19 protein-coding genes are annotated in these 23,876 nt (G+C 42.0%); 8 read left to right on the forward strand and 11 right to left on the reverse strand.

The annotated features are described in order from the left end of the window. Positions 1 to 250 precede the first annotated feature (250 nt). A complete protein-coding gene (gene gltB / locus ACM0OT_RS01125) occupies positions 251 to 4,924 on the forward strand; it encodes a glutamate synthase large subunit (RefSeq protein WP_414561985.1) in 4,674 nt (1,557 codons plus the stop codon). A 56-nt stretch (positions 4,925 to 4,980) separates the two neighbouring features. Here the strand turns inward: gltB and ACM0OT_RS01130 are convergent, their stop codons facing one another. From ACM0OT_RS01130 to ACM0OT_RS01150, 5 genes are all read right to left on the reverse strand, one after another. Next, positions 4,981 to 5,448 carry a helix-turn-helix domain-containing protein gene (locus tag ACM0OT_RS01130; protein WP_414561986.1) on the reverse strand — a complete coding sequence of 156 codons (468 nt, stop codon included), beginning with the start codon at positions 5,446 to 5,448 and terminating at the stop codon, positions 4,981 to 4,983. Continuing rightward, positions 5,448 to 5,852 (reverse strand): type II toxin-antitoxin system RelE/ParE family toxin, encoded by a 405-nt coding sequence (locus tag ACM0OT_RS01135; RefSeq protein WP_414561988.1) that lies wholly within the window; start codon positions 5,850 to 5,852, stop codon positions 5,448 to 5,450. The genes ACM0OT_RS01130 and ACM0OT_RS01135 overlap by 1 nt, the downstream gene beginning before the upstream one ends. 171 nt (positions 5,853 to 6,023) lie before the next feature. Then, a complete protein-coding gene (gene lysS / locus ACM0OT_RS01140; protein WP_414561989.1) occupies positions 6,024 to 7,709 on the reverse strand; it encodes a lysine--tRNA ligase in 1,686 nt (561 codons plus the stop codon). A gap of 101 nt (positions 7,710 to 7,810) precedes the next feature. Further along, complete coding sequence (locus tag ACM0OT_RS01145) at positions 7,811 to 8,239, reverse strand: hypothetical protein (RefSeq protein ID WP_414561990.1); 429 nt, start codon at positions 8,237 to 8,239, stop codon at positions 7,811 to 7,813. 299 nt (positions 8,240 to 8,538) lie between these two features. Beyond that, positions 8,539 to 9,501 (reverse strand): M48 family metallopeptidase, encoded by a 963-nt coding sequence (locus ACM0OT_RS01150; RefSeq protein WP_414561992.1) that lies wholly within the window; start codon positions 9,499 to 9,501, stop codon positions 8,539 to 8,541. Between the two features lie 117 nt (positions 9,502 to 9,618). Here ACM0OT_RS01150 and ACM0OT_RS01155 point away from each other — a divergent pair, with 117 nt between their 5' ends. The 4 genes from ACM0OT_RS01155 (at position 9,619) to ACM0OT_RS01170 (ending at position 13,737) form a co-directional block, all read left to right on the forward strand. After that, positions 9,619 to 11,178 carry an ATP-dependent DNA helicase gene (locus ACM0OT_RS01155; RefSeq protein WP_414561993.1) on the forward strand — a complete coding sequence of 520 codons (1,560 nt, stop codon included), beginning with the start codon at positions 9,619 to 9,621 and terminating at the stop codon, positions 11,176 to 11,178. A 248-nt stretch (positions 11,179 to 11,426) separates the two neighbouring features. Further along, complete coding sequence (locus tag ACM0OT_RS01160; protein WP_414561995.1) at positions 11,427 to 11,642, forward strand: DUF2839 domain-containing protein; 216 nt, start codon at positions 11,427 to 11,429, stop codon at positions 11,640 to 11,642. Between the two features lie 1,000 nt (positions 11,643 to 12,642). Then, complete coding sequence (locus ACM0OT_RS01165; protein WP_414561997.1) at positions 12,643 to 12,987, forward strand: DUF1815 family protein; 345 nt, start codon at positions 12,643 to 12,645, stop codon at positions 12,985 to 12,987. A gap of 249 nt (positions 12,988 to 13,236) precedes the next feature. Continuing rightward, positions 13,237 to 13,737: an acyl-CoA thioesterase gene (locus tag ACM0OT_RS01170; RefSeq protein ID WP_414561998.1), complete on the forward strand. Its 501-nt coding sequence runs from the start codon at positions 13,237 to 13,239 to the stop codon at positions 13,735 to 13,737. A gap of 160 nt (positions 13,738 to 13,897) precedes the next feature. Here ACM0OT_RS01170 and ACM0OT_RS01175 read toward each other — a convergent pair whose 3' ends face one another. The 3 genes from ACM0OT_RS01175 to ACM0OT_RS01185 form a co-directional block, all read right to left on the reverse strand. After that, entirely contained in the window at positions 13,898 to 14,095 is a 198-nt protein-coding gene (locus ACM0OT_RS01175) for a hypothetical protein (protein ID WP_414562000.1), read from the reverse strand. A 313-nt stretch (positions 14,096 to 14,408) separates the two neighbouring features. Further along, a complete protein-coding gene (dxr, locus tag ACM0OT_RS01180; protein WP_414562002.1) occupies positions 14,409 to 15,605 on the reverse strand; it encodes a 1-deoxy-D-xylulose-5-phosphate reductoisomerase in 1,197 nt (398 codons plus the stop codon). 110 nt (positions 15,606 to 15,715) lie between these two features. After that, positions 15,716 to 17,266, reverse strand: coding sequence for an ArnT family glycosyltransferase (locus ACM0OT_RS01185; RefSeq protein ID WP_414562004.1), 1,551 nt, complete (start codon positions 17,264 to 17,266; stop codon positions 15,716 to 15,718). Between the two features lie 865 nt (positions 17,267 to 18,131). Here ACM0OT_RS01185 and ACM0OT_RS01190 point away from each other — a divergent pair. Continuing rightward, positions 18,132 to 19,043: a polysaccharide deacetylase family protein gene (locus tag ACM0OT_RS01190; RefSeq protein WP_414562006.1), complete on the forward strand. Its 912-nt coding sequence runs from the start codon at positions 18,132 to 18,134 to the stop codon at positions 19,041 to 19,043. 301 nt (positions 19,044 to 19,344) lie between these two features. On the opposite strand, the gene ACM0OT_RS01195 is transcribed toward ACM0OT_RS01190, so the two are convergent. Continuing rightward, entirely contained in the window at positions 19,345 to 19,941 is a 597-nt protein-coding gene (locus ACM0OT_RS01195; RefSeq protein WP_414562008.1) for a glyoxalase-like domain protein, read from the reverse strand. A gap of 201 nt (positions 19,942 to 20,142) precedes the next feature. Here ACM0OT_RS01195 and ACM0OT_RS01200 point away from each other — a divergent pair, with 201 nt between their 5' ends. Together ACM0OT_RS01200 and ACM0OT_RS01205 are read left to right on the forward strand one after the other, a co-directional pair. Continuing rightward, a complete protein-coding gene (locus ACM0OT_RS01200) occupies positions 20,143 to 20,772 on the forward strand; it encodes a sigma-70 family RNA polymerase sigma factor (RefSeq protein WP_414562010.1) in 630 nt (209 codons plus the stop codon). A 97-nt stretch (positions 20,773 to 20,869) separates the two neighbouring features. After that, a complete protein-coding gene (locus ACM0OT_RS01205; protein WP_414562011.1) occupies positions 20,870 to 21,895 on the forward strand; it encodes a tetratricopeptide repeat protein in 1,026 nt (341 codons plus the stop codon). A gap of 113 nt (positions 21,896 to 22,008) precedes the next feature. Here the strand turns inward: ACM0OT_RS01205 and ACM0OT_RS01210 are convergent, their stop codons facing one another. Both ACM0OT_RS01210 and ACM0OT_RS01215 read right to left on the reverse strand, forming a co-directional pair. Then, a complete protein-coding gene (locus ACM0OT_RS01210) occupies positions 22,009 to 22,860 on the reverse strand; it encodes a hypothetical protein (RefSeq protein WP_414562013.1) in 852 nt (283 codons plus the stop codon). A 450-nt stretch (positions 22,861 to 23,310) separates the two neighbouring features. Further along, positions 23,311 to 23,838, reverse strand: a complete 528-nt coding sequence (locus ACM0OT_RS01215) for a DUF2267 domain-containing protein (RefSeq protein ID WP_414562236.1) — start codon at positions 23,836 to 23,838, stop codon at positions 23,311 to 23,313. Positions 23,839 to 23,876 lie beyond the last annotated feature (38 nt).

Raw genomic sequence — 23,876 nt, forward strand, 5'->3', positions numbered from 1 at the left:
ACGCTGCATTATGACGACGTAAGTAAAGGGCTGTACAAGCAAAGGCAATTTATCTAACTCAGCGGAAATACACAACATAATAAAAAATAACGTAGACATTTTAACACGGGCAAAGACTAAAAGAAAACCGAAGTTAAAATTTTTTTTCCCTAAATTTCGGTTAATTATCTATTTTTCAAGGAACTAACTTTAGCAAAGTTTTCTCACAAATACTGGCAAAATTTGTGACTCACGATCTCAGGAACAGGCTATGAAAGATAAAGCGATGCATCAACAATCACAAACAATGAAATTTTCGGATATTGACTCTCAGGGTAACTACCAGGGGCAAAAATGGTTAGTAGAAGAACGGGATGCCTGTGGTGTAGGTTTTATTGCTCATCGCCAGAATCATGCCAGTCACGAAATTGTAACCAAAGCTTTAGCTGCCTTGACCTGCTTAGAACACCGGGGTGGCTGTAGTGCAGACCAAGACTCTGGTGATGGTGCAGGGATATTGACAGCTATCCCTTGGGAGTTGTTCCAAAAAGACAATTCCCAGGGAAATTTAGCTGTGGGAATGATATTTTTACCGCAAAATCCCGAAATAGCTCAAAAAGCTAGAGCAACAGTTGAGCAAATAGCCGCGGAAGAAAAATTGACTGTCCTGGGTTGGCGAGTCGTGCCAGTGCAACCTGAATTGTTGGGGGTACAAGCTAGAGAAAATCAACCCCAGATCGAACAAGTTTTTTTATCGTCAGCTGATAAAAGCGGTGATGAATTAGAAAGAGAACTATATATTACCCGTCGCCGAATTTTCAAAGCTGCCAAGAATATTTCCGAAGAATTTTATGTTTGCTCCTTGTCCAGTCGCACAATTGTGTATAAAGGCATGGTGCGTTCTGCTGTTTTGGGAGACTTTTATCTCGATTTAAAAAACCCAGCTTACAAGAGTGCTTTTGTCGTCTATCACCGTCGCTTTAGCACTAACACCATGCCTAAGTGGCCCTTAGCTCAACCGATGCGGTTGTTAGGTCACAATGGCGAAATTAACACACTGTTGGGTAACATCAACTGGATGATGGCCAGAGAATCCAGCCTGAATCATCCCATATGGGGCGACAGATCAGATGAACTCAAGCCATTAGTTCATATTGACAACAGCGACTCAGCTACCTTAGATAACGTCCTAGAATTATTGGTACGTTCGGGACGCAGCCCCTTGGAAGCCTTAATGATGATGGTGCCTGAGGCTTACCAAAATCAGCCTTCGTTGCAGAAATATCCAGAAATTGTCGATTTTTACGAATATTACAGTGGTCTGCAAGAAGCATGGGATGGGCCTGCACTTTTGGTGTTTAGCGATGGCGAAAAAGTGGGTGCCACATTAGATCGTAATGGCTTAAGACCAGCTCGCTACATGATTACCAAGGATGATTACATCGTTGTCGCGTCTGAAGCAGGTGTAGTGGAATTTCCTGAAGCCAACATTATCGAGAAAGGTAGACTAGGCCCTGGGCAAATGATTGCTGTGGATTTAGTTAACCATGAAGTGTTGAAAAATTGGGAAATTAAGCAGCGCGTTGCCAAGCAGTATCCTTATGGAGAATGGCTAAAACAGTATCGCCAAGAACTCAAACACCTTGTTGGTCAGTCATTTGTCAATGGGAACGGGAACGGGAACGGGAACGGCAAGGGTCATGTGGCAACTAACAACATTGATAAACAAACCTTGTTGCGTCATCAACTGGCCTTTGGCTACACCACAGAAGACGTGGAGATGGTGATTCAACCGATGGCAATTGACGGCAAAGAGCCGACTTTCTGCATGGGGGATGATATTCCTTTAGCGGTGCTGTCAGAAAAACCCCACTTGCTGTATGACTATTTCAAACAGCGTTTCGCCCAAGTAACCAACCCAGCCATTGACCCTTTACGGGAAAAATTGGTGATGTCGTTGAATGTTGAACTGGGCGAACGGGGTAACTTATTAGAAGTGAAGCCAGAACATGCCCGCAAATTGAAATTAGAATCCCCAGTATTGACAGAAGCAGAACTGGAGGCGATTCAGTTATCAGGATTTGCCACGGCAGAACTGTCAACTTTATTTCCCATTGCCAACGGCCCAGAAGGATTGAAAGTTGCAGTGCAGTCTTTACAATCACAAGCAGCTGAATCAGTCAAGGCAGGTGCCAAGATTTTGATTTTGAGCGATAGCCACAAGAGGGGAGATAGTGAGATCAGTACAGAATATACTTACATTCCTTCCTTATTGGCTGTAGGTGCAGTTCATCATTACCTAATTAGCCAAGGATTGCGAACCAAAACATCGCTAATTGTGAATACAGCCCAGTGCTGGAGTACTCATCACTTTGCTTGTCTAATTGGCTACGGCGTGGATGCGGTTTGTCCTTACACAGCTTTGGACACTGTACGTGATTGGTGGTTTGAACCCAAAACTCAACAGTTTATGGAACGGGGTAAAATCCCCACTCTCACCCTAGAACAAGCTTTAAATAATTATCGCCAAGCTGTAGATTCGGGTTTACTGAAAATTCTCTCCAAAATGGGAATTTCGCTACTCTCCAGCTACCAAGCCGCCCAAATTTTTGAAGCCATTGGTATCGGTGGCGATTTACTAGAATTGGGATTCCGGGGGACAACTTCCCGTATCGGTGGGTTGAGTGTCAGCGAACTTGCACAAGAAGTGCTGTCCTTCCATAGCAAAGCTTTCCCGGAACTGACAGCCAAAAAACTAGAAAACCTGGGGTTTGTTAACTACCGTCCTCACGGTGAGTACCACATGAACAATCCCGAATTGGCTAAGGCGCTGCATAAAGCTGTAGATGGCAAGCAATATGACCACTACAAAGTTTACAAACAGCACCTACAAGGCCGTCCAGTAACAGCCCTGCGAGACTTGCTCGACTTCCAAGGCGATCGCCCATCAATTCCTTTAGAAGAAGTAGAATCAGTCAGCGAGATTGTCAAACGCTTCTGTACAGGTGGCATGTCTTTAGGAGCATTGTCAAGAGAAGCCCATGAAACTTTGGCCATCGCCATGAACCGCATTGGCGGCAAATCTAACTCTGGGGAAGGTGGCGAAGATCCAGTACGTTATAAAGTTCTCAACGATGTAGATACATCTGGTAAATCACCCACACTACCTCATTTACATGGCTTACGAAATGGTGACACTGCTTCTAGTGCCATTAAGCAAGTTGCTTCGGGACGCTTTGGCGTGACACCAGCATATCTCAGCAGCGCCAGACAAATTGAAATCAAAATTGCCCAAGGTGCAAAACCAGGGGAAGGTGGACAACTACCAGGGAAAAAAGTTAGTCCTTACATTGCCATGTTACGGCGCTCTAAGGCTGGTGTGACACTGATTTCACCACCACCGCACCATGATATTTATTCCATTGAAGATTTGGCGCAATTGATTTTTGACCTGCACCAAATTAACCCCAAAGCCCAGGTATCAGTAAAACTGGTGGCAGAAATTGGCATCGGTACCATTGCAGCGGGTGTAGCTAAAGCTAACGCCGATATTATTCAGATATCTGGTCATGATGGTGGTACAGGTGCATCGCCCTTGAGTTCCATTAAACACGCTGGTTCACCTTGGGAACTAGGTTTGAGCGAAGTGCATCGTGTCCTGATGCAAAACAGTCTGCGCGATCGCGTGGTTTTGCGTGTAGATGGTGGACTAAAAAGTGGTTGGGATGTGGTAATAGGTGCATTGATGGGTGCGGAAGAATTTGGTTTTGGTTCCATCGCCATGATTGCCGAAGGTTGTATTATGGCGCGGATTTGCCACACCAATAACTGTCCCGTGGGTGTTGCTTCTCAGAAGGAAGAACTCCGCAAACGGTTTACAGGAATGCCAGAACACGTTGTCAACTTCTTCTACTTCATTGCTGAAGAAGTGCGTCATCTATTAGCAAGACTGGGCTACCGTTCTTTGTTAGAAATCGTCGGACGTGCCGATTTATTGAAAACACGCGACGAAGCAAAAATCACCAAAACACAATCACTCAACCTCAACTGTTTACTTCAATTACCGGATACCAAAAATGACCGTAGCTGGTTAGTACATGAAGAAGTTCATAGCAATGGCGTGGTTGTGGATGACCAATTGCTTGCTGATCCCGACATTCAAGTAGCTATTAGCAACCAATCGGCTGTGAGCAAATCTTTACGGATAGTCAACACCGACAGAACAGTAGGCGCCAGATTAGCCGGGGCGATCGCTTCCCAATATGGTGATGATGGTTTTGAAGGACAAATTAACCTCAACTTCCAAGGTAGTGTGGGGCAAAGTTTTGGTGCATTTAACCTTCCTGGGATTATTTTGACGCTAGAAGGAGAAGCCAACGACTACGTAGGTAAAGGGATGCATGGTGGGGAAATCATTATTAAACCCCCAGCGGATGCTAACTATGACCCTGCACAAAATGTGATAGTTGGCAATACCTGTCTTTACGGTTCTACAGGTGGGGTATTATTTGCCAACGGTTTAGCCGGAGAACGCTTTGCTGTACGGAACTCCAAGGGTGTCGCTGTAATTGAAGGCGCAGGCGATCACTGTTGTGAGTACATGACTGGTGGTGTGATTGTCGTCCTCGGTAAAGTAGGACGTAACGTTGGTGCGGGGATGACTGGGGGACTGGCGTACTTCCTAGATGAAGATAACTCCTTCCCTGAATTAGTCAATCCCGAAATTGTCAAAATCCAGCGAGTGGTTACAGAAGCAGGTGCCAAACAACTGCAAGAGTTAATTAGAAGTCATTGCGATCGCACTAATTCACCAAAAGCGAAAATGATTCTGCAAAATTGGCAAACATATTTGCCTAAGTTCTGGCAGTTAGTACCACCTTCGGAAGCTGATAGCACAGAAGCGAATCCCCAAGCTGTTGTAGAGAAACAGTTGAGTTCAGTTTAAGCTGACAGTATAAAAAGTTTCCATCTAAGATCCCCGATTTTTGACAGTCGGGGATTTTATTGTTGAGGAAATTTATTTTTGGCTGTTCTCAGTCCATTATCCTGGCTGGAAAACTTCTCAATCGCGGCAAAAACATATTCCCGTACACTCATGTTCGCTGCCAATGCCTTCTGTGCAACTACATCTGGTACATCTACCAGTAATACATCTTCGTTATCGCTGGCTTGATATAATTCATCCTCTTTTTTCACAGCTACCAGCAAATCAGCACCCAGCGCGTGTAAATAGTGCAATACTGATTCCAACTCATGTTCCTTTAACGCCGACTCCAATTTGGACACCGCAGCTTGCTTAACTCCTAGTTTTTCCGCTAGCTGCGCCTGAGTCAATCCCGCCTTATTACGTATTTCCCGCATAGCATCTGTTAGATATAGACGCAGGTACTCTAACTTACCCGCCAAAATCACTTCTGGATCTTCGCTGACTTTTTGCTGTAACCAAGCTTGAAAATTAGGCTTTTTCATCACTGTTCCCTCTGCTGCAATTCACGTAATCTCACTCTTGCAGGTTCTTTGTCTCTATCTTTAATAGCGCCGTCGTATTTCTTCATAAAGGCGTGCAACACAACAAATCTCTGAGGAGTAGCAGCCGTTAAGATAAAACGGGGATTATGTTCACTCTTGGTCATCCGTAACTCATACAGGTCATCTTCCAGTTTTTCAAAAATGCCACTGGTGAGTGATAACAGTCCTTTATTACACAGGTAGTCGAGATTAACTTGCAGACGCTTTGTTTCGGAAGCACTCAGCAATGGCTTTGGTGGATTCTCTGGTTGTTCCTCTGGCGGAATCATGCGAATGAAAAAAGCAAGTAAATCTTTGGGGATGTCCCCATTGACATCTTGATACAGTTCCCAATTCCAATCCACTTCCTACCTCACAATATATTATTCCTTATGAGGAATGTCAATCTGTTTATTCTTTTAAAGGAATATCATAGAGAATAAGTGAGTGCAACTAAGCTAATCAAAGTTTGAGCCATAAAAATGGCGCGCCAGGCATAGCCATAACGCACCATGTTAGTTATATGTTTAAGTACCTTAACTCAATTGTTCATACTTAAATTTGCCTTTAATGAACTTGTTAAAGTATTGGCCTTTAGACGGTGCATTGTCTAAATCTTCCTTGACGCTAGGAGGTACTTTGAAATACTCGTACACACTACCACTATCAAATTCAATAGTCAGTGTTTGAGTGCTAGCATCATAGCGAAATTCCTTAATAAAGCTGCCTTCAGGCTTGAGCAATGGGAAGGCGATCGCATCCCGAATACTGGCACAATCAGTTAATAACATTACTAACCGATCAATCCCAATACCTAAACCCCCAGTAGGCGGCATACCGTATTCCAAAGCTGTGAGAAAGTCTTCATCGACACCTTGGGCTTCCAAATCGCCGGCGGCTTTTCTGGCTGCTTGGGCTTCTAAGCGTTCTCTTTGATCGATGGGATCTGTTAATTCTGAGAAACTGTTAGCTGTCTCGCGCCCAACGATAAATAATTCAAATCGTTCTACCAAACCGGGCTTACTCCGGTGAGGCTTGGCTAAGGGTGAAATTTCTACAGGATAGTCAATGACAAAGGTAGGCTGAATTAATGTTTCTTCGATTTTTTGTTCAAAGGCTTCATTCAACAGTTTGCCAATTGATGGGCAATCATCTATACCTTGAAGTCCAGCATTTTTAGCTGCTGTTTTAGCTTCTTCTAAAGTTGAGAAAGAATTGAAATCCAAGCCTGTATGTTCTTGCACCAAATCGTGCATTGTTACCCGCCGCCAAGGTGGAGTTAAATCTATAGCTTCCCCTTGGTAGGTAATTTGCAGTGTGCTGAGTACCTCTTGGGCCACAGTGGTAATAATTCCCTCTGTCAACGCCATCATATCGTTGTAGTCGGCGTAGGCTTGGTATACCTCAATTGAGGTAAATTCAGGATTGTGCCGTGTGGAAACTCCTTCATTGCGGAAAATTCGCCCCAATTCAAACACCTTTTCAAATCCACCCACAATCAATCGCTTCAGATGGAGTTCTGTAGCAATTCGCAGATACAACTCCATTTCTAGGGTGTTGTGGTAGGTGACAAAGGGACGCGCATCGGCACCACCGGCTTCACTTTGCAAAACAGGGGTTTCAATTTCGAGAAAATCCTGTTGTTCCAAATAGCGACGAATCCCCGCTGTAATTTGGGCGCGACGGCGGAAAGTTTGCCGCACTTCGGGATTGACAATCAAGTCAACATAACGCTGACGGTAGCGTTTAGCAACATCTGTCAACCCATGCCACTTGTCGGGTAGCGGCAACAGAGATTTTGTCAGGATGCTGTATTCTTTGACGTAAACAGATAACTCGCCCTTTTCAGTCCGTTTAATAGTACCTTTGGCTCCCAGAATATCACCTGCATCTGTGAGTTGTTTGAGGTGAGCGAAGGCATCAGCATCAGCATCTGCCATGCATTCTTGGATACGATTTTTTTCTAGATAAAGTTGAATAGTGCCAGTTTCATCTTGCAGGGTGAAAAAAGCCAGTTTACCGAAAACGCGACGCGCCATAATGCGTCCAGCAACGGCAACGTCTAAATCAACTTCTTCACCACTGGGTAAGTCAGCAAACTTTTCTTGTAATTGGGCTGTGTGATGTGTAGATTGCCAACTATAGGCATAGGGGTTAGATCCTAGCTGCTTGAGTTGGTTGACTTTTTCCAGCCTAGCCGCACGGATATCTTCTTCCGACATGGTAACGAACTAAAGAGGGCAAGATTCATTATAGATGCTGGCAAAGTTGACAAGGCGATCGCTTGGAGAAATACACCATGACACAAAATGCTCACGCGTCATTATTTTGCCCCTACTTGTAGGGAATGCCGAGTTGAGATGGCCTGCATTTTCAGGTTAGTAAATTGGACAATCGCTTTGATTAAGTCTTGCTGTTCTGGTTGCAAATTCAGTTTTTTTAATGCCTGATTAATATCATTACCAGCACGCAGGCTATGAGCAAGTTGGTCACGCTGAGATGAATTTAATACTGCACCGATTTCCCGATTTCTTCGCTGACGCACAGCCTGGAGTTGTTGCTGCTGTTGGGGGGTCAGGTCAATTTCCGTAAATGAGTTTAAGACAGTAGGAACACTGGCTATTGGACTAAAAATAATACTAGGAACAGTATTGATTGGAACTGGTGCAGCTAAGGCAATTCCCGGAATGAAGATCACAAGGGCCAGAATATTAGCGAACACAGACAGCCATTTTGTAAGGTGAATTGCCATATTGAGAAATGCCTAGATCAAAATTTAACGTGGAAATATATTCCAGCAAATTGCCAGTTTGAATTTTGGAGTATGGATTTGTTCCATCTCTAAAAAAATGGTAGCTTGGTGCTTTTTGAACCTGTATTAGTCACAAAAGAAGCATTCCACCTAAAAAGTATTATCCAACGTCAGGGAATCTTGAATGATAAATTCTGCTACAGCCTGTTTGAATAAGTAAGACGCTTACCCTACAAAACTTTGATCAGGAAGTGAAGCTCTGAGCCCGCACAGGCGGGCTTGGTCAAGGTTTCGAGCGTCTATTCAGATTCTTTCATTTTGTTAATTTCTTGTTGTAGTTCTTCAATTTGGCGACGCAAAGTTTCCACTTCCTCTGCGGAAGGTTCTGCTGCAACATTTACGGCACCGGATGCAGGCGATCGCTGATAATTACCTCGGCGAATTTGCTGATATTCTTCTGATACAGCCCACTCTTGTAAGTAGCGGACACGCTCCACAGGGAAAGGGTGGCTCAACATACTGCCCTGAGAGCCGTTATAAATCAGGAATTTATAAACTTGGTTCAGTCCATCTTCATCTAATGAGTGATAACTTTGAGACTGTTTAATAAACTCCTGTAAGCTACATTCGTTGGCATATTTGATACTACCGCCAGATACTTTCATCATGGATAACAACACAGGATTTAAGTCATCCATGACTAACAAAGCAGCGCGATCTGCGGTTAACTCTGCCTGGCGCCGCCATTCAAAAAAGGCATAAATCAAGGCTTGAGATACGAAATTGCCAATCCCAAAGGTTAATTCTCCCAAGGCAGAAGCAGCATTCATCGCCCACATCGCCATTTGAATTAAAATAGTATGACCACATTTAATATGCCCCAGTTCATGGGCTAACACTGCCCTAATTTCGGCTTCGTCAAGTAAATCTAGTATCCCTGTATTTATGACTATGTAAGGATTTTCTTGCCCCAAAGCATAACTATTGGCTTGGGGATTTTGTTCGACAAACAGTGCCGGTTCTGGGTAAATGTCCAAATCCCGCACGCATTCACGGAACATATGGTAAATAGTGGAATATTGGCGTGGCCCTACTTGGATGGTGTTGCCCATTAGATAGACTAACTGAGGGCGTTCGTAGACAAATTCCACGAATTTACGAGCTATTAAATCAAAACCCGGTAAATTGCGTAAAGCTTGCTCGGCTTGGCGATCCAGTGGATGCCTGAAGGCTTCGCTGGAGATTCCTGTGTAAGTTGGCATAATTTAGGGTAATTGGTAATGGGTCGTTAGTGTTTGCTAATGACTGAGGGCTAATGACAACATAATAGAAATGGGGCTATTGGAAGTAGAAGTCACTTTGTATGGGATTAAAAGCTTGTGATTGAGGCTGAAGTTCATTTGTCACTACATAACTTCCTGCGATCGCAGGCGGGGTTTCCTTCCTGGCCCCATCATTTAACGATGGCAAGATTGGTAGCACGCGCCTTGCGTTTAGGACGTAGCGCCTTAATTCAAGTCGGGGCGGTTTGTGGCTATCAAGGTCGATATCGTACCAGTTTTGTTGCATCGGCTTTGATGTGGCATGGCCCTGTAATTATTGTCGCCCCAGAATCAGTACAGCAACGTTTGTTAAAAGTAGAAATTCCCCGTCTCCAGCCGTGGTTACAAGCTAACAAACCCATTAGAACCGGCGACGCTTGGCCTGGTTCTGAGTTCCAAGGACTACTTCTAACCACCCCCCAAGCTTGGTTGCGAGGGCAAATCACATCTGCTGATGATTTTCCTCCAGGTATTCCCACCATTATTGATGGGGTGGATGATTTGGAAGATTGGGTACGTGATCAACTAACCCAAACTATTCAACCCCAAGACTGGGATCAACTGATGTTAGCTTGTCCCCAACAAGCCGAGATAATTCGCTCTGCAAGGACACAACTGACACACGAACTGTTCCAGCATCCAGCTAATCCCTATGAATGCTATTTAATTTCCCAGTCAGAAGTAGAGATTTTAAGTGAACTTTATTTAGAATTGGCATCAGTACCAGAACTCCCAAAACCTTGGCGGCATTTCTGGCAGCAATTTCCACTAATTACGGAAAATCCCGCCCCTTTATCTCCTCCACCTCTGTTTTGGGCCACAATTGCCCGTCGTCAAGGCTTATTTTCCCTAAATTACGCTCCCATTGAATTAGGTAGCATTCTGACACCGATTTGGCAAAGACAACCAGTAGTGTTAATTGGTAGCGCCTTAGAACCAGAAACCGAAGCTCCATTGTTTCGTCAGCGTTTGGGTTTAGATGATGTCACTTGTTTGAAGTTTTCTTCTGATACTCAAGGGTCAGCGATTCAGTTATATGTACCTCATCAAATACCCTTACCTAATACCCCAGAATTTCAAGCTGCTTTTATTCATAAAGTCCGGACACTGCTGTGTTTAAGTGCTACAGCCCCAGGATTAACGGTGATATTGGTGGGAGATGTGCCACTCAAGGCCCAAGTAGGTGCTGTTTTGGCCTCGGAATTTGGTTCACGGGTACAGGTGGAAAAAACTTGTTTGGATGAAAATGGCATTTTGATTAGTGGTTGGGAATTTTGGCGAGAACATCAAAGTGTCTTACCTGCACCCCATCTGTTAATTATTGCCACTTTGCCCTTACCATCTTTAGAAAATCCCCTGGTGGCTGGTAGAGTTGCTCATTACAAGCGATCGCATCAAGATTGGTTTAGACTATTTTTGTTACCAGCAGCTTTAAATGAATTACAACGAGCGATCGCCCCAGTCCGCGAAAGTCAAGGTATTGTAGCTTTACTTGATAGTCGTGTAGTAAACCGGAGTTATGGCGCTCAAGTTCTGGCTGTTCTCAGTCCTCTAGCCCGGATTAACTATCTCGATCCCAGTCTGTTTTCCCATCCGAGTGCAGAAGATTCGGCTTAGTTAGCTATTTACGTTTTGTCAACCGCTGTGCGATCGCCTGAAAGCAAACGCTATTATCGATTTTGGTGCAACTATATTAACTGCCACAATTAGGGAACACCAAAAAAATTATCCCATCTTGTGAAATTGGCATCCGGCCCATTCTTCGTGATTAGTAGGTAAGATGCTCACCAGACAAGCAATTTTTGGATATTTTTATTTGGCAGTTCCTAAAATCAAAACCTCAATTGAATTGTGAATTATTGATTATGGGTGAAGCAAAGCGTCGTAAAACTACATTGAAAGAAAACTACGGTCAAGAGTCTCGCATCCTACCTTGGGTTCCCATCACCAAAACCCAAGCCGACTTGTTTATGGAGTGGACTACTCGGGGAACTTGGTTCTGTATTGGGGCTATGGTTGTGGGTTGGTTGACTATCCGTTTTATTGGCCCGGCTTTCGGTTGGTGGCAAGTAGTCTCTTAAACTACCCACTCCTTACTCAAATTACAGTTTTAGAAGTTTTTGACCTCTCCCCGTCATGAATGGACGGGGATTCTAAACTGTTGCTATACGGGAGGCTAAAGCCGTCCGGTTCCGCTTTTTAGTTTTGGTTTCCCAGATGCGAAATCTGGTAGCAAGGGTCAAAACTTGCCTACAGACAGTAACACTGATATTTCATGCCTCTAGGCTATGAGTAAGAGCCACAAAAACTAGGATTTTGCACTTGAATTCGCGCTGCTCTCAATGGACTTCATGTAGTCGGCATCACATTTCTTAATATTTACGCAGAAGTCTCTTGAATATAGAGTAAGTTTTGCCACATAGCTGCCATAAGCGTGAAAATACTGGCGAAATGGCAACACGTTGATTATGTGTTCAGTTATTCTCAGTATCAAGAAAGAAATAATTGGGTGGCAAATTTGGACTGAAGAACACAACACTTAAGAATTTACGCAAACACGGCTAATAGTCCCACAACCCAAACCCCAAATCGTCTATATTGACAGGAGGAATGAACTCAGTATGTTTAGAGGTTAAGTATACTGTGTTACTACTTAATAACACAATGATTATACTTGATAAAGAATACTTAAGTGGCGTGAAAGCCTTGATTTACAAAGGGATTGGCAATATATGTCCAATAAAATTAATATCCGTAACTTTTCTGTTGTTAATTGACGCCAAATTTGCGTTACTCTTAAGGCGGATCATATTATCTAAGGATGTAACCCGCGCATAAAATTGGACAGAAATAATAAATAAAAAATTAAACCTATAAAATCTGTCCGTTCAATCGAGTTAGCAAATTGAATGTTTTGATACGGTAAGTTGATGATTTATCCCCTACCCTAATCAAGGTAGTCAATCAACGACTTTATGAGTTTCTGGTAAATGTAATGAATAGTTTACAATACCAGTGGGTAAGAAAATCTAAAGAAAATATAAAAGAGACTAAAATGACTGTGGTGTCTGGAGGGAAAAAGTGTTTCTAAGACTAGCACATCAACACCGACAATTTGTTCAAGACTTGGTAATGAACCTACAAGCCTTGGCAATTGTCCTAGAACGACGCGGATACCCTGCGTCTTGTTATACCTGCGGCGACCAAATGAATAGTGCTTCATTTATGGTTAGCTTGGGCGATAATCACTTGATTCGGTTTTTGGTATCCGATTATGGGATCACCTGGACAGAAATGCGGGATGACCGTGAATTAATGAAGTTAGAAGGTGCTGAGGCAATTAGTCAGTTGCAGGAACTAGCTAATCTTGTCAAACACTCTGCGCCAGCTAATGCAGGCAATAAAGCCTTGGCTAAAAAGTGTTAGGAATTTTTGTATCTCATGGGGTACTTCACAACAGGTTCCAATCATCGATTGAGAATTGGCCATCTAGGCCAGGTAATTAGTAATAGGTAATTGTGGCTGATTTAGCAATTCCACATTACCTATTGGCGATTACTGTTAAGTGATGTGTCCGTTGCTGGGCTGTGTCATGTCTTTTCAGTGAGATCATCAAAACCTTATGAGAGAATTCTTTCAGATGTGAAAAATTCATAGCTGTAAAGAAACTCCAAGATGTCTGAAGAACAATCAAGACAAGCGAAATTACCTCCAACTAGCGCTATTGACGTTCCATCGAATCACGAATTTGACAGTTGGTTTGAATATCCAGTCAGAGTGCAACCTCATCATACTGACTATGCAGGTATTGCCTGGCATGGTACTTATCTCACCTGGATGGAAGAAGCACGGGTAGAGTTTTTGCGATCAATAGGTATTGAATTTGCCAATTTAGTGGCTTTAGGCTGTGATTTACCAGTTGTAGAACTTTCCGTACGCTATCACCGGGCCATTGAGTTGGGGATAGCAGTTATTGTCAAAACACGCATGACTGGGGTGACTGGTGTGCGAATGAACTGGGATTATGAAATTGTCTCAATTAATGGACAACAATTGTATGCTACTGCCAAGGTGACATTAGTAGCATTAGATCGTGAAAGAGGTAAAATTATGCGTCAGTTACCTGCAAGTATGAAGGACGCATTTGCTAAGATTACCACCTCACATAATAATTGATTCCTACTTTTATATTGGGTATCCTGCCCGCCCTTAATGTAGGACGGGAGGAGACAACCATTTTAGCAAGAAGTTCCCTTGAGATATTTGCTTGAAAATTCTTGCAAACGATGAAGAGTGTAGATGCTTTGCCAAAATCTAACAATAGGCTGGGAATTTATTAGTTACTACTGCTACTCTGCGACAGTGTTTGAGCAAAGTGCATGATTTGATGCCAAATATCTCTCGGTGTAATCCCATAACCAATATTGAGTAAAACCAAGAGGGCTGCAACAGTTAAAGCATTTTTGAGAGTTGTTTTGAGTATTTTCCACAAAAATGTAAATACTATCCAAGCAAGAATTAGGGTGGGAATCATAAATGCAAATTCCTTAAAATCTGCCTTTGTCTGGGCAGTCTTTTATTCATCGAGTAAATTTTTGTCTGCGTAACAATTACTGATGTAAAATTTACTGCACCCTAATTAAAATAATTACTACTAGTAGTTTTTGAGAATTATTCTTCTCCAATATACCTTAATTTTTAGTGTTTATTTCAGTTAATATTCAATTTTGAACTAGCATAGTAAAAACATTTTTATTTATTTGTAGATATATATAAAAATTATAAAATTAGCGAGGATAGCTTGATTTTATACCATCCTCACTAATCTTTTTGTACTATTGATTCGTTTAGTGCAGCGAAATTATCTGCGCTGAGGTTGCTAATTTTTTAGTTACTGTTAAAATCTCTTGTCTTGCCCATTTATCTGCTGCCAAAATGTCATCTAAAGAAGGATTTGCACAGTTATCATTTTGATGGCGATCGCAAACTAATTCGATACATCGGGGAATATCTAAAAATTGAATTTTCTCTTCTAAAAATAATGCCACAACCTGTTCATTAGCGGCGTTCAAGACAGCCGGCATGGAACCCCCAGCTTCACCCGCAGCATAAGCCAACTGCATACAAGGATACTTTTGGTGATCTGGCTCACGGAAGGTTAAATTGCCAGCTTTCACCAAATCTAGTCTTTGCCAATCTGTGTAGATGCGATGGGGCCAAGACAAAGCATAAAGTAAAGGTAAGCGCATATCCGGCCAACCGAGTTGAGCTAAAACCGAAGTGTCTTGTAACTCAATCAGCGAGTGAATAATACTTTGGGGATGAATGACAATTTCAATATCCTGATAATCTAAGCCAAATAGGAAATGAGCCTCAATCACCTCTAGCCCCTTATTCATCAAAGTGGCCGAGTCGATAGTGATTTTGCGTCCCATTGACCAGTTAGGATGTTTGAGAGCATCAGCCACCTTCACCTCGGCTAACTTTTCTACATCCCAATCCCGAAAAGCCCCACCAGAAGCTGTCAGCAAAATTCGCCGCAAGCCACCCTGGGGAACACCTTGTAGACATTGAAATATAGCTGAATGCTCAGAATCAGCAGGTAATAACTTTACCCCATGTTTTGCTACTAAAGGTAGAACCACAGGGCCACCAGCAATCAAAGTTTCTTTATTTGCTAAGGCAATATCTTTACCAGCTTCAATAGCAGCAATAGTCGGTAGCAACCCAGCACAACCAACAATCCCCGTAACCACCACCTCAGCATCACCATAACGGGCTACTTCTATCACACCAGCCTCACCGGCTAGTAAAATCGGTTGCGGGTCGAGGTCTTTAATGGCTGCTTGCAATTCCGGTAATTTCTCCTCAGCAGAAATCGCCGCGATACTTGGGCGAAACTGCCGAATCTGAGTTGCCAACATTTCCACATTCCCCCCAGCAGCCAATCCTACAATCCGAAACTGATCTGGATACTGAGTGACAATATCTAAAGTTTGAGTACCGATTGAGCCAGTGGAACCAACAAGAGTAATAGCTTTCACAATTGCTTAAGAATTTACAAACAACTTCCAGTTTGACACTCTCTCGTACCAGATGGTATGGGATTATTTAACAGTCAGGGATCAGTAGCTAAATACAGGAAAACAAAAAACTAATTAGTGCTTGGTGCAATCAAGGTAAAATCTTCAGACTTACCTAAGACTTTACTGCCAGATAAGTCGATATGTTGTAAAGTTGCATTATCTAATAGTAAATAAGATTTCGTGGACTGCATTTGTTGTAACTCTGTGATGTCTGCGGGAATAACTTGACAGTCACAGTAAAAGTCTAAACTCGGACGACCATAAGCAAAAGAAGTGTAGATTTTCGTTCCGGGAGAAACATGGGTACGAATCAATGCCGCCACAGGTTTGACCGGGAAAGTTTCATTTAATTCCCAGATCCAAGATTGGGAACTCATCAACAATAATAAAACTAGATACATTCCCGAAAATAACACAGGAATAACCAGGCGATCGCGCTGTTTAATTAGCCATGCAGCGATACCCATACTGGTTGCCAAAAGCAAACTCATAACTATCAATACAAGCTGGGGATCAGCAATAACAAAGTAAATACATCCTCCTACACCTGCAATCGCAATCATAAGTAGGAATATAGCCCAATATCTGTTAATCAAATTTCGGTGTTGCCAAATTTCGCTCAGTTTGGCACCAATAGCTAAAGCTAAAAACGGATAAATCGGCATGATGTACCACGGAAGTTTGGTTCTCATCAAAGAAATGGCGACAAAATAAACAACTGTCCCCATAAGAACTAAATGACTCCAGGTAGTATGACGTTTTCGCACAGCTAGATGTAACCCTCCTGGCAAAAATATTAGCCAGGGAAAACCATATTTAATTAACTCAATTAAATAGTACCAAGGAGGGCCACTATGACCTTCTACTGGTTGTGTAATCCTGTTAAAGGTTTGTGCCTGAAAATTGATTTGTAAAAAACTTCCCCCATAATGTTGCCATTGGGCAATATACCAAGCCAAAGGTACTGCATTTCCCAACAACATCCCTGCCCAGAAATAGGGGTTTTTCCCCAAAGATAATTGTCCGTCGGCAATCACAAATAAACAAGCGATCGCCCCCAACAATAAAACTAACATTCCTTTAGTGAGAGTAATTAGTCCCAGACAAATTCCCACACCTAACGCATACCGTTGATGCTGGCGGGCTTTCAGTAAAAAAAATAACAACAGGAGAAAAAAAGAAATACTCGCGCCATCTAACATCGCCAGGCGTCCGTGACGCACCACAGGCAACATTGTCAAGTAAACCAAAGCAGTAAACAATGCTGGTAAATGTTGTTTAAACAGCAAACGCCCCACCAAATAGAGCAAAGGAACTCCCAACGCAGTTAAAGTTGCACTGGGCAAACGTGTAGTCCACTCATTCACTCCTCCGAGAAAGTAAGCCCCAGCAATGAGTAAGTGAATCAGAGGTGGCTTGTTATGATACGGTTCGCCTCCCAAAATAGGATAAAGCCAACGCAGAGAACCCGCGGGGGCACGCCAAATTTCACGAGCAACCTGGGCTACAGTCCCTTCGTCCCAGTCTCGTAAAGGCAAGTTTCCCAAAAATATCAGCCACAGGATCACCGATGCGATAAACAAGCTAAATAGCCATTCTTTTTCTCGGAATGGACGCATATTTTGTAAATTAGAATCATTATTTGGTAATTATTCGATAATAACTGTCACTTAAACAAGATATTTTTGACAAATCGCAATTTATAACTAAATCAAAAACTCTACTGGTATCAATAGTTAAATTTCATACATAAAAATTCTCAGAATATGGTTAGATGATCAAGCCCTAATAAAATTCGGTAATTACACTGTATCTATATATGCTGTAATTCTCATATCAATGATGTAATATCCCTAATTAACTTGCTATCGTTATTCGCAAGTGAAAAACTTGAGAAATTTAAGCTAAATTTAGCTGTTTAAGTAGCTGATGCATCAGCATCGAAAAATACACTCAAATGCTGATCAAAATTATTCAGAATAAACAAGTAAAAAGTATAGAGATTAACGGCTGAGTTTACCTAAAGAATGGGAAACTATATGCAGTTGATTGCCGTCATATCCAATCTATGGTAGTCAAAGAATGACAGCAAACAAGGTAAAAATTAACTATTTTTTAACAAATCAACAATGAAAAAAAAGATTACGATATAAATTATCAGCTATGGCATTCAGATTGTCCAAGAGCAATTTTGTATAGATAACCTGTGTCCAACAAAATATTTTGTTAATGCCATGAAGCGGGAAGCATTAATTATTAATAAATATTCTATGATTAATCATCCTCTGAAACCAGATTTCCTCGGTTACAGTTGAAGCTTCATCAGTCATAGCTTATATTTTTTCTCAGATTTCCGTAAGTTTGTGAGCCGTAAGTTCTCAACTATCAGAAAACATCTACCTATCACAAATATTTAAAAGCAAGTGTGCTACAAAGTACCGTCAGAAATGTGACTGATGGTTCTACCTTTGAAGGAGCTATGAAGTGGAAAACAATAGGTCGTTTCTTTGGCCACAAGGAATATTAATTGCCTTGCTTGCCTTGAGTGCTGCTTTGAGCATTGCTTTAATGTTACTAATCAAGCCAAATGCTTCTGAGGCGCAGAACCGACAAGATATAAATATAAATAATTTATCAGCTGCCAAAGTTGGCACTCAAAAGCGCATTGAGGGATTAAAAGCAACAATGCTCACAAGTTGGCAGCAAGAAGCCAAAATCAAGGGTCTCTCTTATGCTGTGCCACCACGCTTTCAAGGGGCAATCATTAAGACAGCAAACCTCAGTCAGGGTCAGAAAGTAATTGCTCTGACATTTGATGATGGCCCTTGGCCGGATACTACTGTGCAAGTACTGAATATTCTTAAAGAAAATAATGTTAAAGGGACATTTTTCGTTGTTGGTCAAAATGTCAAAAATTATCCAGATATGGTGAGACGGGTAATTGCTGATGGTCATGCTATTGGCAATCATACTTGGCATCACTGGTATCATTACATGAATCCCAAGGCGGCTGCCTATGAAGTTGATAACACAACAGATTTAATTTATCAAACTACAGGGGTGAAAACTAATTTGTTTCGGCCACCTGGAGGGATCATGCATAATGGGGTGGCTGCCTATGCAAGAAATAGAAAATATGCCATTATTATGTGGTCATCTGACTCCTTAGACTATGCGCGTCCCAGCGTATCAAGGTTAATTAATAACGTTTTTGGACATGCAAAACCTGGTGGAATTGTTTTATTGCATGATGGTGGTGGCAATCGCTCCCAAACGGTACAAGCTTTACCAGAAATTATTAGTAAGTTTCGCCAGCAAGGTTATAGCTTTGTGACGATTCCCGAACTTCTCGAAATGCAAGAAAAAGATTTAAAATTGATCGCGAATAAAAAGTAATATTTAAGTAATTAATATTATCTAATGACCTGAAAAACCGGGAACAACTTTGTAGTAGCCCCCAGTTTGAAATGTACGAAGGCAGAGAGATTTAATAAAATAAATAACCTCATCCCACAACCCCTATTCTTGCCAAAGCTACTGGACTGACACAGCTAAAATGTTGCACTACATTTATCTTGTAGGATGGGCGTCTCGCCCGTCCGGTGCTGGCAAGATGCCTGCACTACAAGAGTTATATCTATCACACCATTTTAGGCGTGTCAGTCCACTACCAGTAATAGCCTGGCAATTATCAAAACTAATTAGCTACTTCAGATACTTCAATAATGCGCCCTTCATAGTCTTTAACTAGAAAATTGAGGGGCTTTTGGTTGCGAATTTTGAACTTTAATCCGCGCATTTCTATTCGCAATAAAATCATATCTAAACAGTCACGGTCAAAACAAACGTGACGTTGTTGATTCTTGGTACCCAAACTAGCCCCTGTAATCACGTGGAGCTGGGTATTTTTTTTCATTTGATACCACAACCCATCGTTGGCATTATTCATCACCTTGTTAGACCAACTAGGACTGGTAGACATGTACAGTGGATCGATGCCAGTGGTGCCTAGGGTTTGTTCGTAGTTGTAGTAGTAGTGCAAAGGCACTTCGGCGGCTGGCAAATCTAGCAGCCCTTCATACAACTGTCGGGCAATCTCCAAGTCAGACACCATTACAGTGTGTACTTTGGGGGCGCTGGTGAGAAACATCCACATTGCACCGGCATAGGCTGCCAGCAACATCACCATAATGCCTTGGGTGGAAAATAAGCTATCCAAAGGCAGGGATGGTAAAAAAGAGCCTAAAGTCAAAGGGGCAAACAAGAAAGTCATTACATTAGCTGCTATAACCATGAACAAACCAAAGATTATATAAAGGAGCGGCTTTTATTATTCTCTATCAGAACTAAATTTAAGTCCTTATTCTTAGTTTATCAATACTAAAGTAGTCTGAGTCTTAGCAACCAACAGACCATAACCTCGATTGTATGCAGATCAGCGCCAGACAGTCACTAACTCACAATACTATTTTAACTACCAGCCACCCGTAAGCTTATGCAAATTCCTCATTTTCCCGAAGCTAATCACCCCTTAGTGAAGTCATTGTTTCATCACAGTGACCTAGAACTGCTAAATCTGTTTCAGACTTATCCAGATGTTGGCAAGTACTTTACAGTCATTTTTTGTCGCTATAGCCCCATAGTCTACACCTTGATTCAGCATTCAGCGCGATCGCCTGTCCAGGCAGATTATTTATTTGCTCTCACTTGGAAACATATTTACTACGAACTCGGAGGATTAAATTTAGCTGATCCTGCTTCCAGTCCAGATGCTTTGACTTTACAAAATTGGCTGATTAATATCACCGCTTTCTGTATCAACGAAATTCAACTACCGCCAACAGAAGCCATTCATTATTCTCTTCAGGCGACGTCACCGCCGCTGTGGTGCTATGTAGAACAGGCATTAGACCAATTACCACCTATTTTGCGTTTAATGGTGTTGATGGCGCAAACTTTCCACTGGAGTGAAACAAGAATTGCCGCTTATTTGCAAGCAGAAGGAGAAAAGATCTCGCCTCTCGAAGTAGCCAATTTTCTTCAGGAAGGCTATCGTATGCTAGAGGACAAGTTACCCGCAGACATCCGCACCATATACTTGGGAGAAGATTCTGTCTCAGAATAACTTAAGTATAAACGCGTATTTTGTTGGTCTTGTTTTTAATAAATACATCTTTTTCTTAAACCTTCTACTTAGAGCCGAAATTTCGCCGGTAAATTTTATGAAACAACGGCAGTTATTACCTGGGTGTTACGTTTTACTTTTTATTGTTTTACTGAGTCCGACAGTGGTACGTGCTGCGGATATTACACAACAACTGCACCGCCCTTTAAATGGTTCAAGTTGGCAGCAATCTCGAGAAGAAGCAGATAGCTTAGTGCGGATTGGTGAACAACAATATGCCTCAGGATTCGCTGAGAAAACTGTAGCCTCTTGTCTAGAAGCCTTGGAAATTTATCACTCAATTGGTGACCTTAAAGCCCAAGGGGTGACTTACGATTTAATGGCCAAGGCTTATCTCCAGTTAAATCGGTTTAAACAAGGAGAAAACGCCTTGCGCCGTCGGTTAGCGATCGCTCGTGATACGAAAGACTTTCAATCTCAGATTTTTGCTTTAAATAACATTAGTACTTTATTGCTGCAACAAGGTGAAGCTGTCGCCGCAGGTAAAACTGTGGAAGAAGCCCTGACTATTGCTCGCCATGTCAAAAATATTGAAGGTGAAGGATTATCTTTAAGTAATTTAGGATTGGTATCTGCTAGGTTAGGAGACTACAACAAAGCAATTAAGCTGTATGAAACTGCCCTAAGTTTCCGCCGTCAAACTGGCGATACTATCGGTGAAGCGAATACTCTGAATAATTTAGGAGATGCTTATTTAGCTGCCAGCAATTATCCAGATACCATTGGTACTTATGGGGCAGCCATGCGAATCGCTAAAACCAGCCGCGATCGCACCAATCAATTACGGGCAATTGACGGTTTAGTCATAGCACACAGTGCAGTAGGGCGTTATCCGCGTGCCTTTGATTTACTAGAACAGCGCTTAATCCTCGCCCAAGAATTAAAAAATCTCCGAGAAGAATTAATTTCTTTTGAGTCCTACGCTAATTTATATGAGCAGCTAGGCAATTACTCAACTGCCCAGAATTTTTATGAAAGGGCGATAGTTCTGGCACGTACACTGGCAGATAATAAGCAGGAAGTGCGACTAGTTGATAAACTGACTCAAATGCTCAAACGATAATTCGTAAATAATCTCCCACCCAGCCTAGCTGTCGGAGGAAAGTGTTAACCTGAACAAACATCCCTCTCCTTGCAAGAAGAGGGATAAATTTTTTGAAGCAAAACCAGGTGAGATTAATTCAACAATACAGTGCCATCATTTTGAATCTGTATTGTATTTATATCCTGAGCTACGTCAGTTGTTTCGTTCAATCGGACTTCCATCATGCCGGGTTCTGCTGAAGGTTGGGGTGTTATTTCCAGCAGTCCACCATCTTTACGATAGAACGTCATTGTGACTGGCGCCTGTAAACCTTGTAGTGTGGCATCTGATCTACCTTCAAGCGATCGCGGGGATGTATCACCAATCACTTGGTAAGTTACTTCAGCTCCACTGTCATTCACTAATTTGACATTCACTCTACCATCAACCAAAGCGATGGTCATGCTGGGCGCTTGTTGTTGTTCTGGTAATGGTGGTTGAATTCCTGTAGTTTGTGGACTTGCGGGTAAAGCCTCACTAGAGGGAATGCCTTGTTGTTGTTGCTGTTGGGTAAAAGCATTGGGAGGGCATCCTTGAGGTACCGCTACCCGATTATTATGTGGTTCTTCGTAGAAAACCCTGGGGCAAGGATTGAGTACGGGAGTTCTACCAACTGGTGTTTCACCACCAACACCCAGTGGAATCTGATTGGATCGAGGGGTAGCAGGGACAGGAGATGTAGGAACAGGAAGAGTACCTTGAGCCTCTAGACTGCGAGTTAAGGCATTGGGAGGACATCCCCGTGGTACGACTACCCGATTATTGTGTGGTTCTTCGTAGTAAATACTAGGGCAAGGATTTATCTGGGAACTAGGTTGGCGAATAGGTTGGGACATAGGTTGTTGCGCTACCGCCCTTTGTGCGGAACCACTAATTAGTAGTCCACCGCATATAGCACCAAATAATCCAGCATATTTGCGAATTTTGTGAGTGTTACTATTCATTTTGACCTCCAGAAAAACATTGATTTTCTTGTTTTGAAAAGTTCTTAAAATGCTTACCAAGAATTAATTTGAATTTATTTAAATTGTGGCGCAGTGGCGCAATAGTAATTGAGCTACCTTTTATTAGTAGTTTGATTAAATTGTTAGGTATATCTTAATATTAACAATTGATGCCAATCGTTTTGTATAACTATGGGATTGAAATAAATAAATAGATACACTAAAAATTTCATTCTTAGGAATGAGGTAATTAATTTATTATTAATTTTATTTATTTACTATTGCTTATTTGGAGTGTAGACAAACTCTAAATTAGAGACTTAATACTTATTAAATATAAAGAATGTAAAAGCTTGTTATTGCAAATATGCATTAGACTCATATCCCCGACTGCTTCCAAAAGTCAGGGATATTTTTGTTATATCTTCTGGTGAGAACCAGATTTTATGCCTATGCCTCTTCCCAGAGTTGACGCACCTTATCTGGTAACCAACTAGCAATTTCCTGGATGCGTTCTGAAGATAATTCATCCTTGGTGGCAGAAAATACCGCTTTTACAACTTGTTCAGGGTTGACATTTCCTGGCATTCCGCCTTCATTTTCTACTCTAAACAAAAAGCGATCGCTATCAATTTTAAAAATACCAGGGCCTTGCCAAGGTGGACGTACCCGACTTAAAAATCCGACAATGGGATTTGTATCATGCCATAAGTCGGCAATTTCCATTTGCAGCGATTTATCTTTGGTAACTTCCGCAGGCTCGTGCAGTTCCGCTTCTACTCTGTCAGCAGCTTCAGTAGTCATTAAGTCGCGCATCACTCGATAAATTACTACTGTGATATCTCTAGCATCGAAAATATCGCTAAGACCGCTTTTTGCCATAACCTTTTCTAAGAAAGGCATATCTTTATCGGCGATGGGTACTGATGCACCCGCTTTTAAGTTTTCTGGAGGATTAGCTTCTAATCTGTCGAGCATTTTTTGTCCTTTTTCTGTGATTTCTGCTTTTTTAAAGG

This window comes from Anabaena sp. CCY 9613 (assembly GCF_963920895.1).
GTDB lineage: Bacteria > Cyanobacteriota > Cyanobacteriia > Cyanobacteriales > Nostocaceae > Cyanocohniella.